8 protein-coding genes are annotated in these 14,647 nt (G+C 64.7%); 2 read left to right on the forward strand and 6 right to left on the reverse strand.

Annotation, left to right across the window (positions count from 1 at the left end):
- Positions 1 to 803: 803 nt before the first annotated feature.
- Both LZC94_21330 and LZC94_21335 read right to left on the reverse strand, forming a co-directional pair.
- Positions 804 to 1,883, reverse strand: a complete 1,080-nt coding sequence (locus tag LZC94_21330; GenBank protein WXB19754.1) for a glycoside hydrolase family 43 protein — start codon at positions 1,881 to 1,883, stop codon at positions 804 to 806.
- Between the two features lie 745 nt (positions 1,884 to 2,628).
- Positions 2,629 to 4,011 carry a DUF4349 domain-containing protein gene (locus tag LZC94_21335; protein ID WXB19755.1) on the reverse strand — a complete coding sequence of 461 codons (1,383 nt, stop codon included), beginning with the start codon at positions 4,009 to 4,011 and terminating at the stop codon, positions 2,629 to 2,631.
- Positions 4,012 to 4,184: 173 nt separating this feature from the next.
- Between LZC94_21335 and LZC94_21340 the strand changes: the two genes are divergently transcribed.
- Positions 4,185 to 5,615, forward strand: coding sequence for a hypothetical protein (locus LZC94_21340; protein ID WXB19756.1), 1,431 nt, complete (start codon positions 4,185 to 4,187; stop codon positions 5,613 to 5,615).
- A gap of 1,077 nt (positions 5,616 to 6,692) precedes the next feature.
- A complete protein-coding gene (locus LZC94_21345) occupies positions 6,693 to 7,316 on the forward strand; it encodes a DUF2306 domain-containing protein (protein WXB19757.1) in 624 nt (207 codons plus the stop codon).
- A gap of 55 nt (positions 7,317 to 7,371) precedes the next feature.
- Here the strand turns inward: LZC94_21345 and LZC94_21350 are convergent, their stop codons facing one another.
- From LZC94_21350 to LZC94_21365, 4 genes are all read right to left on the reverse strand, one after another.
- Positions 7,372 to 9,147, reverse strand: coding sequence for a M4 family metallopeptidase (locus tag LZC94_21350; protein ID WXB19758.1), 1,776 nt, complete (start codon positions 9,145 to 9,147; stop codon positions 7,372 to 7,374).
- Positions 9,148 to 9,560: 413 nt separating this feature from the next.
- Complete coding sequence (locus tag LZC94_21355) at positions 9,561 to 10,490, reverse strand: hypothetical protein (GenBank protein WXB19759.1); 930 nt, start codon at positions 10,488 to 10,490, stop codon at positions 9,561 to 9,563.
- Positions 10,487 to 11,596 carry a 2,3-diaminopropionate biosynthesis protein SbnA gene (gene sbnA, locus LZC94_21360; protein ID WXB19760.1) on the reverse strand — a complete coding sequence of 370 codons (1,110 nt, stop codon included), beginning with the start codon at positions 11,594 to 11,596 and terminating at the stop codon, positions 10,487 to 10,489. The genes LZC94_21355 and sbnA overlap by 4 nt, the downstream gene beginning before the upstream one ends.
- 143 nt (positions 11,597 to 11,739) lie before the next feature.
- Positions 11,740 to 14,610, reverse strand: a complete 2,871-nt coding sequence (locus LZC94_21365) for a hypothetical protein (GenBank protein ID WXB19761.1) — start codon at positions 14,608 to 14,610, stop codon at positions 11,740 to 11,742.
- Positions 14,611 to 14,647 lie beyond the last annotated feature (37 nt).

The following is a 14,647-nucleotide window of genomic DNA, read 5'->3' on the forward strand; positions in this document are numbered from 1 at the left end:
CAATCGTGTCCGAGAGCGCTCGCATCGATCGGGTCCGAGTGGCATGGCGATCCGGAACCGGGAATTGCCGCACCCGTACATGCGTCATGCGCGGCACCGGATGGGCATGTCGCGTCGCGGTCATCCAGACGAAAACACGTGTCGGTCGGCGCGCCGCCGTCGTCTGTCTCGCCCGCAGGGGTCGGATCGCCATCGGGGGCTGCCTCGTCGGAAGCGCAGTCCGTGCCGGTCGCCGACGAGCACGATGGCGTGAATCGGTAGGAAATAATCGACGAACGTTTGCGACAGACGTGGTCTCGGCAGACCAATTCGCCGTTGCACCAATCGTCTCTCCGGCAGCTGTCGGATTTGTGGCAGGCCCCCCCTTCCTCGCCCTCGCGCGGTCCGCAGGAAGGCAGCGACACAAGCTTGAGAATAGGTATGGCAAGCCACAGGAGATAACGTCGTCTGTTGCGTTTCCGCAACGCGGTGTGACTCGGCGGCACGCGCTCTCGAACAATGCCTTGGTGATTGGAGGCCATGTACGGCCCCCTCGCAAACGCGGTGCCGCCGTCGAATAGCCTTTCAGCTCGACCCGAGCCCTCGTCAAGGCCGCCATCGGCGACGCGGGTGTCGCCGGGCGACACCGTCCGAGGTTAATTGGCGTGCGCCAGCGATGGCGTTGCGGAGTGCCGGTGCGTGATGAAAATCGACCGGCAATCCGCGAGCGCCACCCCCGCTCTCACGAGCTGCCGCGTCACCCCGAAAGGGCCGCGCACGACGGCATGCTTCGTACGAGATGGCGCCGGGACAACACAGGCAGGTTACCTACCGCGGTCGCCGGAGGGGAGCTTGAGGTCCGTCCACGTGGCGGAGGCCACGCCGAAGATGGGGCTGCCGTTCGCGTCGAAGTTCATCTTGTCGATGCGGAGCGTGCGATCCCCGCCGCAGCTCCCGTACGGCCTTCCATCGGAGCTGGTCACGGCATGGTAGGCGTTCCAAAGCTCTTTGCCGTCCGGCGACGTGAAGAAGCTATTGTGCCCGGGCCCGAAGACCCAATTCGCATCGGACCGCGCGAAGACCGGCCACGGGGTTTTGCTCCACGATCGAGGATCGAGCACGTTGCCGCCTTTGTATTCCAGCATGCCCAACGCGTAATCCGGTGTTTCGCAGCCGCTGGCGGAGAACACCAGGAAGGTCCGATTTCCTGAATAGAGGGCCTCGGGGCCTTCGTTGACCGGGTGCTCGCGGCCGTTGCCATGGCGTTCCCAACCCGCCGTGGGGCTGGACAGGAGCACGGGGGCGCTGTCGAGCGTCCACGGATTGCTCATCGAGGCGATGAAGAGGCTTTGCGGGCCCCTCAGGTGCCCCGACCAAACGAAATACAGCTTTTGGTTGGGCATCTTCAGAACGGTCCCGTCGATGGAGAAGTCGTTTTGCGTCGCGAGGCGGGACTTGAACGAATATGGCCCCATCGGGTCCGAGCCCTGGCTCTCCAGGACGAACATCTGATGGACCGCCCCCTCCCCGTCCGCCGTGTAATAAACGTACCAGCGGCCATTCAAGAAATGAAATTCCGGCGCCCAGATGTTCTTGCCGCGGCCAGGCGTGGAGTCTTGCCAGACCGTCACGGCTTGCGCGCTCGCCAGGCCGGTCACCGACTTCGCCCGAACGAGGATGATGCGATCCACGGCGGTATACGTCAGGTAGTAGTAGCCATCGCGCTGGAACATCCACGGATCGGCGACGCCGCCTCGAACGGGGTTGCGGAAGGTCGGCGCCCGTTGCGTGATCGCCGCACCATCGTCGGTGCCGTCCGCCGGCGAGGGTTCGGCTGCGCTGCACGCCACCACGGTCGACGCCGCGACGGCGAGACCCGCGAAGAATGTCGAGATGCATTTCATGGTCTCTCGCACATGGCCAGACCATTCATGACTTTTGCGCCAATGCGCCGGCCGAGAGCGCCAAAATCAATCTGCGCCGCGCGCTCCTTTTCCGCAACGACGCAGGCACCGGCGGTGGCCCCATCACGGCACCGGCGCGGATGGACGGCGACCGCACGCGGATTGCGAAGGCCCATGTGGCGGGGTTCGCATCGCCGGCGGTACCGTGCTCCCCAACGAGGGCGAGCGCGCCTACAGCGATGCAGGGAAGCCGTCCGCCAAGAGGCCAATGCGTGGATCCGCACCCGCAGCGTATTCGATGGCGTCATTGATTTCGATGCGGCCATTCGCGATCCGCAGGCTCCTGCCCTCATGCAATCGCGCTTCGACTCGGGCGACATCCGAATGCGTACGGGATGCAGGCCATGGCCGACGCCATCGATCTCGACTCGGGCGACATCCGAATGCGTACGGAATGCAGGCCATGGCCGACGCCATCGATCTCGACTCGGGCGACATCCGAATGCGTACGGGATGCAGGCCATGGCCGACGCCATCGATCTCGACTCGGGCGATCACCTACATTCGAATGCGTACGGGATGCAGGCCATGGCCGACGCCATCGATCTCGACTCCGGCGACATCTGAATGCGTACGGGATGCAGGCCATGGCCGACGCCATCGATCTCGACTCGGGCGACGTCCGAATGCGTACGGGATGCTGGCCATGGCCGACGCCATCGATCGGACGCTATGGCAGTCGCGTTCAAAACCCCAATTCCGCGGTCAATGCGGGTTGGATCGCGAAGTGGGGGCCGTCGGGATTGCCGGCGAGCATGAGTCCACGGGCTTGGATACCGATCGAGATGGACTCGCTGCGGAAGATGTCCACGCCGCAGACGATCCCGGCAAGGAAGTCGGGGCGGTCTTGGAGCATGGCGAACCCGAGACGCACGCCCGCGTACGGAAGCAACCAGCGATGCTTGGACGATTGGAAATTCCTGGTCCACACGTCCCATCCGGTCTGGGCCATGAAGCCCGAGCCGCTTCTCGATGGCTCGCTTCCGCAGCACGCACGCAACAGGTCCACCTCGACGGGAAGGCCGCGGCCGCGACCGTTGCCGCGGAGGCGAAAGGTGAAGCCTCCGCCGGCGTAGGCGTCGGTTCCCGAGTCGCGCACGTCGAACAATGCGAGAGGGCGCACGCCGATGTACATAGGGGAGGCGTCGCCGTCGGCGCTGTCGTCACCGGGCAGTTGCGGCTTCGAAGGGGCGGCAAGTGCAATGGCGACGGTGGCGCGCGCGATGCGATCGCGAAGCCACGTCAGGCGTGCCTTGATGCGGTCTCGGTCGGACGAGGCCCGTTCGATTTCGCGCTCGGCCGCCAGCGCGTCCGCGGTCGTCGTGGCCTTGGCGAGCAGCAATTTGTAGCGCTCGATGGCGACGTCCAGGTTTTCGATCATCACCTGGAGATCGCGCTCTTCCGGCCCCGCATCGACGGCCTTCACGTTGCGCAACTCGACGCGTCCCACGTGCACCAGGCGCTGGGCGAAGGCGTCGAATTGCGATGAGGGCACGCGTACTAGAAGCTCGATGCGCGCGTCGTCCCTGCCGCTCGAGCTCTCGCTGTCCGTGGCGATCTGACCGTCCGAGGCAGCGACCAGATCGCGCACCCACTTGGCCGCCTGACGCGGATCCCTCACCGCAATGCCAAATTGTGCCTCGAGCTCGATGCGTTCGCCGGTCGGACGCCTCTCGCCGGGCTGGATCGCGACGGGTGCGATGGGGGCGACGGGCATGCCGAGTGGATTGTTCGGTGAAGACGAGGGCGAGCTCGAGCCACCGCCGGCGGCGAAAATCGAGCTTATCGCCTTCACGCTGTGCGAAAGGAAGTTGGGCCGAGGACCCACGTAGCCGCTGGTGAAGAGACCAAAGGAATCTCCGTGCGCGCCCCGCACCCTCGTTGTCTCCTGCTCTTCCTTCGTGGTGTTGCGCCGTGGGGTGTATTCGAAGGACGGACGTTCCGGCAAGGTCGGTGGCGCGATTGGCGGCGGCGCCTCCGCCGCGCGATGTCGTGCTGCGCTGTTGCAGCCGGCGCCGGAGGCTACGAGAAATGCTGCAATCGCCCAGCGCATGCGCTCATTGATCACGAGGGTAACCACGAGGACGTTGGACGAGGCGCTGTGAAATAACGTACAGACGAATTTCGCACGGCGCTCCAAATGGGTCGGTTGATTCGACGCGGTGCTCATTGTCGGATACGGACCGACTCCATTTCAATCCGGAAGGAAGCTCGGTGACTCGACCCACGTACGACATTCTCATGAGACCGATCGCCTTTCTCGCGCTCCTCGTGCTGCCGACGGCCATCGGCACCGCCATCGGATTGCCCGGATGTTCGTCATCGTCCTCGGACGGGCCGCCGTCGTGTTCCGATGGCCGCTGCGCGGATGGCGGAGGGGGGATCGACGATGCCTCGCGGGACGCAAACGCGGACGCGGCAGCTTCCACCATTCCATGGGAGCCGTGGATCTATCTCGAGCAGACGGCACGTCATGAGACGGCGTGGGAGGTGGAGCCCGCGCTGGACGGCGGCGCCATCGTCATCGTGCGCAGCTCGATTGGCGAGGAAGGAACCCCGCGCGACTACACCATCGTGCGCGTGGAGCCCAACGGGAAGACGCGCTGGCGTACGCCGTTTTCCTGCGCGGACTCCGCGAATTCCAACGGTTACGCCCTGGTGTCTCCGGGGCCGAACGGCGAGGTGGACTTGGTCCTGCGCTGCAGCGGCAGCATCACGCTCGCGGGCGCCGCGCAACCCCCGGGCGCCTGGAACCTCTTTCGGCTGCGCGACGCCGATGGCACGTTGGCCGGGTCGATCAAGCTCGACGCCGACCGCGGCGCCTTCGGCGACACGAAGTCGATGCATGGCAAAATTTATTTCGAATTCGATGTGGAGGACGGAGCCGTCGTGGGTGGCGTACGGCGGGCCGCCGGGGCCATGGTCGGCGCCTTTGCCCGTGACACGGGCAAGCTCGTGTTCGGGGTGGCAGCGCCGGGCTGGCAGAGCGCCACCATGGAGGTCCAGCCGAATGGCGACGTTTGGTCCGTCGGAAGCTTCCAGGGAACCCTGCAGCTCGGAGACAAAAGCGTGACCGCCAGCGGCACCTCGGATGGCCTGATCGCCCGCGTGACCAGCGATGGCAGGGTCGCTACGCTTCGTGCCGTGGGAGGCCCCCTTTCAACGGGCTCACGCGATATGGTCGGCCGTGTGACCGCTGGGGATGACGGCAGCGTGTACGTCACGGGAGCCGTATCGCGCGGGAACTCCGTCGGAGGCGATCCGATCGACGACGGCGCGCAGACGTCCGCATTTTTCGCTTCGTACGACGCGGCGGGCAACCACCGCTGGTCCAAGGCGCATCGGGGCAGCGATCCGACGTTCCTTCGCGGCCAACACAAGGTCGTCTTGAGCTTCTTCGAGGCCCCGAGCGCGTCCAACCCCGACAGCAGCCGAAAATGGCTCGTCTTCAACGAAGCGGGCGTGCTCGAACGCGAGCGCACGGTCGGCACCGGCCAGGGGTTGCACCTCTACTCCGGACTTCGGACGTTCGGTGGACGCTTGTACTTTTCGGGCAATATCGAATATCCCCCCGTAACCTTGTTCGGCCGGGCGCTCTCGTTCCCCAATCGAGGGGACGCGTCCATCTCGATTCGCAACCACGATGCATTCGCCATCAGCCAAGAACCGTAATGACGCGACGCACGACCGATCGCCCTAAAATGATATCCGCATTTGGGAGCTCGACGATACCTTTACGTCGGACGTCGAAGGTGATCCGGCGCGGGCCTTCGGTCGGCTCCGCGCAGAGGCGCCGGTCGCCGCGACTGATTCTCGTTCGCGCTTAGCCCCGAGCACCGCGTCGCCGGCTCACGGGTGCTCGCGCAGCCAATTCTCGGCGGCCGTCCGCTCTTTGTCATAGCCGGCGATCGGGGCGTGTCCTCCGGGCATGGCCCGAATCGCAACTTCGACGCCTGCGATGACAGTGCACTCGGCGCAATATCTGCTTCGTTTTGGCCGGCGCCGTCGCTGCTGACCGCGCAGCCTGCAATGGGTACTATGAACAAACAAGAAGATACGAACCACTTAAGTCTCATAGGGTCTCCTGTGGGATCCAACGATGGCCCTCCGCGCGAGTGAACGCCCGGTCGGGATTGTCTCCGAATCTTTGCAGAGCGCACCATATTGCGCAATACGTTCTGCCTATTTCATTATTTTTGGCACGATGATTCCACTGCGCCGCCGCCGAGACGCGCCGGGCGCAAATGGGAATAGGTATATTCCGGGCAGGCGCCATGAAATCGCGTTTGCCCGTACGTTTCCGCGTTGGACGTCTCCGAATGGCCAGCGATGAACGCGAGTGGTTCGGTCCCGTACGCTGCACCACTCGGGTGACCGTCGCGGGTGCAGGCCATGTCGTTTACCCATTCGTGCACTAGAAAACCTCCGGACGTGCGACGTGTGAAAGTCGCTTGCCCGGAGAAGGAGACGCGTCCAGCCGAACCATGTCGCGCTCTTGCTTCCAAAAAAATCGACATCGCTCGTGCACCCGGCACCACGTGCCTTCGGGCGCTCTCGGGTCGGCTCCTCGGATGCGCAGATTGCGCCGCGGGTGGCGCGATCGCGGCCGATCGAATCGCGCCAATGGATGTGCCCGCCAGTGGCCGCAAATTCATTTCTTTGGACTACGGCGCGGGTCCAGCGATTCGTGCTCTCGAAACATCGGATCGTGCGCGATTGCACGTGCCGCGAGGGCTACTCCATGACGGTATGAACGTCAGCCGTCGCACGAACAGCAGGCCCCTCAATGCGCTTCGAATGATCGCCGGGGTGGCGGTGATGGCCCTGTCGACGGTCTTCGTGTACAGGGCGCTCCGGCTCTTCAGCTTCGATCCCGATAAGTTGGGAAGGTACTTTTCCTTCAAATGGATCATCATGGGTCACGTGCTCGGGGGAACGGTGGCGCTCTTTACGGGCCCCTTTCAGTTGTGGAAGGCGTTTCGGGTCAAGTATTGGCGGGCGCACCGCATCATGGGCCGCATTTACCTGGCGGCCATTGGCGCGGGCGCTTCGTGCGCCTTGATCTTGGCGTCGACCACCGCGCGATCGGTGGGTTGGCCGTATGCGCTATCGCTTCACATGTTGGCGACCGTATGGCTCGCCAGCGCGCTGCTCGCGTGGCGAACGGCCGTCACGAAGCGATTCAAGCTGCACGAAGAATGGGCAACCCGTAGCTACATCGCGACCTTGGCCTTCGTGGTGCAGAGCTTCTCGTTCGAGATACCCTTCGTGGCCGGTCTCGGCGCCTTTGCCGAGGTGTCGCCCACCATCATGTGGTTTTCGTGGACGGTGCCTATGTTTGCATACGCGGTTTCGCGAGCGACGCGGGCGTGATCTCCAGAACGCGGATGGCCGACGAGCACCCCGCGGTCGGCGCCGTGCCGGGCGGTTACGGGATCAAGGGGCCGGCCGGGCAGACGACGAGCGGTCCGGCATTGGGATCGTACAACCCACCGTCGGGAATGCCCGAGCTACCGTCGGGGCTCGAATCGACGCCCGCATCCGAAGCGCCGGGGCAGTCGACGTTCCATTGCTTTTTCACGTCGTCGGCCTTCAGGACTTGAGCAGCCACCCAGGCGCAGGCAATGGGCTGCAGGGGTGCATTCTGTTTTCGGCCGGCCGACAAGGTGGCATTGGCCGCCGCTTTGTAGTCGGGGCTGGAGGGCATCTCGTTGGCTTGGACCTGATACCAGAGCCGGCTCGACCGCTCCCAACCGAGACCGCAAGGAACGCGTTGGCCCGTGGATTTGTGCGTACCGCCGAATGTCATCAAGTACCAGGCGTAGGTGATGATGCCGCCCGCGCTGTGGGGTTCGGGCCTGTCGAGCCAGCCGAACTTGTAGGTCGGGCAAAGGCTGGTGTCCGAAAGGGCATCCATTCGATCGCACGGGGGATTGGCGAGATCCCGGAGCGGCTGGTGTCGGACGTTCGTGCTCCGCCCGAGGGCGGTGGGGTGGCCACCCTCGATTTTGCTCGTAATGAACATGGCCAGTATGTCGCTCATGGCCTCGTCCACCGCCTTGGGGGTCGGGACGATCGATCCCCCCCACGCGCACAGCGCAATGGCATGGGTGAACTCGTGAGCCACGATATCCACCGCCGCCGATAGCGGGAAATATCCCCGGGCCGGATCGCCGTCGCCAAAATAGAACGAGGCATTGCACCATCCGAACAAGCCCGAAAAGGGGTCCGTCTCCATGGACGCGTTGATGGGGCCTTTGTCGTTGGCATTGATGTAAGCCAGGACGTCCTTTCCGTCCCCGAACGACTTGCGCTTATACAAGTCCTCGTAAGCGTCGACGACGCGCGCAAGGTTGGCCTGGGCGTCGATGGCGGCCCCAGAGGGCCTCGTGGTATCGGTCCAATTCGTCAGCGACGATCCCGTGATGGGGTCGGAAGACGTATGGCTCAGGGTCTGAATTCGGACCCCGGAGCGGGTCCGCCCATCGAGGATCGGAGGGTTGGAGGCGCTGACGGGAAATCGAATGTCCGTGGCCTGCACGTTGTACGGAGGATAACTCTTCGAGCTGCGGCCGCTCGCATAAGGCGTCGCGCCCTGCGAATGGGTCGCGTCGAAGCGGCCCAGAACGGCACCCGTATGTGCGTCCACGAAGGAATCGTCGGTGTGCCGAAAACCATCCACGACCGTGTCCGTGCGCACCGCAAAGGCCAGCGCCGGCGGCACGCCTTCCGCGGCATAGATGAGCGGATCGGGGCTAGCCTCCGCGCCGATGTTCGCGGCACCGCGCCACTCGCGCTTCACGTCCCCGCGCGCCGCGTCGGCCGCTTGCTCCCGCGTTTGGGTCGGGGAAAGGTCCACGGCGTCCACGCCGGGGACGTACACACCACTCATGGATGCGAGCTCGCCTCGCGCGTTCACGCTGGCGATCCAATCGCCGCCATAGACCCGGACGCCTCGGCTTTGTTGATAAAAACGCAAATGAGAGAAGCCCTGATCGTCGAGATTCGTCCGAAAGTGCTTCCACTCGACGACGGGGTCCCTCATTCCAAAGACCTCTTTGTATCGAGCAAGCATCGAGAGAACCGCCGCCTCACGAGGCCCGCCCTCGAGAGGCACGGCGTGCTTCTTGGGAACGGCGAAGCTCATCGTATGAAAGACGGGGTGTTGGTCGGTGATCCAATCCGTCCCCGTCCCCTCGCTCAAATCATTTTTCGAATCGGACGATGTGCTTTCATCTCGACAGCCAACGACGCTCAAACATGCGCCAAGCGTCAATGAACCCCCCAAGATCGCAATGCGCCTTATCCGGCCTCGGCGAAATCCCATTCCGTTCGCCCCCTTTCGGAGGCGTGGGCATGCAACGCACGCGCCGAATAATTACAGCCTTTCTGTGCGCCTCACCCCTTCGCGGCGGAACGATTCCTTCCGCGAAAGGAACGACCCTTTCCATGCACTCCCATGAAGTGCGGAACCTATGTCAACATGACACGCGTTCGCCTTGCCCGCAAGGCCGCGATCGATTCCAAGCACCTCTCGCCGTGAGCGATCCCGCCATCCTCGGTGCCCGCGTCGGGCGAGCCCGTGCCCCCGTGCGCCTCCATCGGGCGAAGCCGCCGTCAACCGTTCACGCTCCAATCGAGGACCGCCATCGCGGCGGTCATCTTGTGGAACGCTTGGCGAAAGGCCACGCTCTGAGGACCGTCCAGCACGTCATTTTCGACCTCGTAGCCCCGCATGGCGGGGAGATCGTGGAGGAAGATCGTGCCGCGCGGCTTCGACACGCGATCCATCAATGCCTGGTTCACAGTGTACGGCCGGAACGCCGACATCCAATTGGGGTCGGAGTGGACGACCCCCATGGTCAACCAGCGCGTCGTGTACACGACGTCCACATGGCGCGGCAGCTTCCCCAGATCGTGGTGGTGCTCCAAGAAAGCTCCGCTCTGCTCCGCGTACCGCGCGGCCTGCTGCAGTACGGCCGCGGGCAAACCATAGTTTGGCGGGGTGACGATGGATAGTCGGGTCTTCGGAAACCGAGGTAGCGCGAGCGCCAGCGCCGCCGCGGTGTTGTTGCCTTCACCGATATAGAGGACGTGCACGTCCTCCAGTTGACCAAACGCCTCGTGAATGGTCGCCAGATCCGCGAGCGCTTGCGTGGGGTGCTCCTCTTTGCTCATCGCGTTGATCACGGGCATCGTGTTCTGCGCGGCGATCGCCCGCATCTCGGAGACGGCGTCGTTGGTGCGAATCACGAGCGCATCGAGGTAGTTCGCGAGCACGCGGCCCGTGTCCTCGAGCGTTTCTCCGGTGGAGAGCTGCAGATCGTCGGGTCCGAACGTGAGCACCGACGCGCCGAGCCGCATCGCGCCCGTCGCGAACGAGGTCCTCGTTCGCGTGGAGGTCTTTCGAAAGAACGATCCGACGATCTTGCCCGCCAGCGTCTTCTCGACCTCTCCTCCGCGCCCGAAGACGACGGCGGCTTCGACGAGCCTGCGAACGCGATCGCCATCGATATCCACCAACGACAATACATGTCTCGCTCTCATACTTTGGCTCCTTGGGCCGCTCGAGGCCCCTTCGAGGTGGATGCGCCGATCGAAAGAACGGCCGTATCGGACGGCGCCCGCCGGAGGAGCTCCGCGCCCGCCAGCCGCGGGAATGTCTGCGTGACCCACTCGCGGCTGTAAAGCGTCGCGCCATAGCGATCGCCTCGATCGGGAAACAGCAGCAGCACATTCGGCTTCTCCCGTTGGTGCGCGCGCCACTGCGGATATTCGCGGCTCACGATGGGGACGAACTGCGGGTCGTTGAGGAGCTGCTTCGCCGCGCAATAAGCTGCGCCCGAGGAGCCACCGACGAAGAGCCCGAATCGGTGCAGAAGCTCGAGGCACCCCCGCACGATGTCCTCCTCGTCGACCATCACCACGCGGTCGATCTGCGCGCGCTGCAAATTGTCCGGGCGAATGCTGGAGCCCATGCCCGGGATGTGCCGCTTGCCGGGTGGTCCTCCGAAGATCACGGAGCCGGAGGTGTCGACCGCGATGATCTGAACTTGGGGAAATAGCTGCTTCAGGAGCTGCGAGACGCCGGCGATGGTGCCCCCCGAGCTGACGGGGACGAAGACGTAGTCGAGGCCCTGGTCCACGAAGGCCTTGTAGATCTCCATACCGGTGCCGAAGTAATGTGCGCGAGCATTACCTTCGTTGGCATATTGGTTTATCCATAGAGCGCCGCAGGTGGACTCCACGATCTCTTGGACGCGCGCGATGCGGCCCTTGAGATAGCCGCCGGAGTCGTCGCGGGTGTCGACCTGCGAAATCTCGGCGCCGTACTGCTCCAGTAGAAAACGGTTGTGGGCGAGCAAGAGCGGATCGACCACACACACGAAGCGCAGTCCTTCGGCCCGGCACACCGCCGCGAGCGCGACCCCGAAGTTGCCGGACGACGACTCGACGACCGTAGCGCCGCGGCGGAGCTCACCGCTCAGCAAGAGCTTGCGGATGATGTATGCCGCGGGTCGGTCCTTGGTGCTCCCGGTCGGGTTGTAGCCTTCGAGCTTCGCGAACAGGTGGGCGGGCTCCGTCGTGGCTTCGCTTCTCAACTGCACCGTCGGTGTGTTGCCGACGAGATCGAGCAACCCGGAGTAAATCATGTGCCTCGCTTTCGTGCGCTCGCGTCCACGCGGCCATCGGGCGCCGCCCGGATCGCGCGGCCGCCGAGCAACGGCCGTTGGACCTTGCTCATGTCCGCCATCGACATCGCATCGAAGATGGCACGGAGCCGCGTTAATGGAGATTATTTGCGGCCGTTACACATCGATAGATCGGCGGGGCACGCGTGAACGACTTCGATGCTCACCATGGGATCGAGGAAATAGCCGTTGGACTGCGTGACCAGAATGGGCCCGAGCCCCTGCTTGCGCATCCACGAGAGGGCGACGCGGAGGCGATTCTTGGCGGCCGCTGGAGCGATTTTTTCGTCGTGCCACCCCGCCTGAATGAGCGCGTCGGCCCGGATGGGCACACCGGGGGAGTCGACGCGCCATCTCGTGAGCGCGCGAAGAAGACGCCGAACGGCGGCTCGCTCATGGCACTCGACCTTGGTCCCGTTCGGCGGAAGAAAGAACATTCCGTCGGCCTCCACGCGGAGCGGATCGCGACTCGCACGCATGGGCGCGCATCGCCGCGGCTCGCCCGCGTCGGGACGAGCCAATCCATGACGCGAAACCCTTTGGCGCTCGAGCTCGCCCTCGACGACGCGCAAGGCCAGTCGAACCGCCGCCGATCGGGCCACCCGATGCTCGGCGGGCGCGAGCGTCGCGGAGGGATCACGGGCCGCGCGGAGGGGCTCGTGCTCCGCGCGGGCCGGAGCTCGCTCGCTCTCCGTCAGCGCCCGCTCGACGGGAATGCCGATGATCTCGACGGCCAGGCGAATGGCATGTCCCTCCGTGATTTCGTGGGTCGCGACGCGCAGCCGTTTCGCCGCCGCCTCCAGCTCGTCTCGGTGACCGGTCCGCGCGAGCAGGAGGGCGCGGTACGCGGTATACAAGATTTGGTCATGACAGGGTCGGAGCGACGCGAATGTCGCGTCGGCCCGCTCCAAGAGCTCCATCGCTTCGGCGGTGCGGCCCACCTCCATCTGGAATACACCGTAGGCCCCTAGGACCCGAGCCCGGTAGCAAGGCGGCGTCCTCGATGAATCCGCCGTCGCCTCCGTGTAGAGCTCCCGCGCCTTCACCATGTTCCCTGCCGATTGTTCCAGTTGGGCCAACGTGAGGAGCGAGCGCGCCTCCTCCAGATGGTAAATGCCACTTTCGTCGGGGAGCGAAACCACGTGCTCCTCACGGGATGCTCCGACCGCGAGGGCCGATCGAGCTGCGTTCAGCACGTAGCGCGCGCGCTCGTATTGCCCGAGATCGACGAGAACGACACCGAGGACACGCAGGCTCATGGCCTCCAAGCGGGGCGCGGCGCCTCTCCGGTGCAAGGCGACGGACTCCTCGAGGAGCGCGATCGACTCACTATGCCCGTTCAACTCGCGGAGGTTCATGGCGAGCATTCGAAGCAGGATACCCTCGCTTCGGGCGTCACCGACCCGGCGAGCCAGAGACAGCGCATCTTCACACTCCGCCCGGGCGGATTCGAACTCCTCTCGGACGTGAAGAGCCTGAGCCAGCCCCGCCCGAGCCGATACCTCGAGCCGCGGATCGCCGCACTCCTGGGCCAGGCGCAGCGCATGACGCATATCGTCCACCGAGCCGGGCGCGCTGCCCTCGTCCTTTCGGGCCAGCCGGAGGCGACCTCGGGCGAGCAGCACGTGCACCAAGAGAGAAGGCGGCAGATGGAACCGAGCTGCATCGCGGCGGGTCACGTGCGCAAAGAGCCGATCGAACCGAGCGAGGTACGAATCGACCGATTCGCTCACCAACGCGGTCGGGGCCACGGCGGTCATCGCGATGAAGCCCTCGATCACCGATTCGGAGTCATTGGGATCGGTGTCGTCCGCGAGGGCGAGGAGGTTCTCGTGCTCGCCGGCGAGATCCAAGGGCAGATCGTCGAGCAAGGTGACGCTCGCGCGCTCCAGATAATACTTCCGATGCCGCCCGATGAATACATCGAGCTCCGAGCCCGATGTCAGCCGCTCGAAGGCATACGCGCGGATCACATTGTAGAGAGCGAGGACCGTCGTCGCCCCCGAGGATAGCCGCACGCGAACGAGCGATTTGTCGCGAAGGCTCTGCACCAACTCGAAGACCGACGGCCCGCTCACGGCGTCGCCGATGACGGACTCCAACGCTTCGAGGGAGAATCCGCCGCGAAACACGGAGCACGCCATGAACGCCGTTCTCTCGTGGTCGCTGAGGGTGTTCCACGAAAGATCCAAGGCGTCGCGCATGGATCTGCGACCGACGGCCCGATCCCAGGTCGGCACCGACAAGAACTCGGGCTGGCTCACGGCCAGCTTGCACGCGTTGTCCGCGCCCAGCGCCACCACCCGCGCGGCGGCCAGCTCGATCGCGAGCGGGATCCCGTCGAGCTGGTGAACGAGCCGCGCCATGGCCTTTGCCGCTTGCCCGATCGGCGAGAACATGGGCCTCAGTCGTTCCACACATCGAAGCAAGAGCTCGTACGCGTCGCTACTTCCGTCTTGGCGTTCGACGGTCGACAGCGGCTCGATTTGGATGACCCGCTCTTCGGCGAGCCGCAGACGTTCGCGCGATGTCGCCAAAAAGCGGACACCGTGCGTGGCCTCGAGCAACTCGACGAGCCATGCGGCATCGCGGTGAGCCAATCGCCCCACGCCATCGAGGACGAAGAGCACGTTCGATCGCCACTCGCGCGTACCGAGCAAGTGCGCGATCCCCTCGCCCCTCGCGGCATCGCACCATACGACCTCGCCCGGAAATCGCGCGGTATAAGCCTTGACGAGCGCGGTCTTTCCGACCCCGGGAGGCCCGCACAACGTGATGAGCCGATCGCCGGCCTCGAAGGCCTCGGCCACGCTCTCGAGCTCGCGCTCGCGGGCCGTGAGCCGAGCGCGAAGGAACGCCCCCGACGGGACCCGAGGGGACGGAGAAGCCTCCGCTTCGCTGCGCCCGGGTGCTCCGAACGTCGTTGGCCCCCGCCCCGGCGAATCGTTTGCCTTCTTCGAGTATGCGAACTTCATCCGATACCGCAATTCGACTTGGTGCAATGCAACGATG

This window comes from Sorangiineae bacterium MSr11954 (assembly GCA_037157815.1).
Taxonomy (GTDB): Bacteria; Myxococcota_A; Polyangia; order Polyangiales; family Polyangiaceae; genus Pendulispora; species Pendulispora albinea.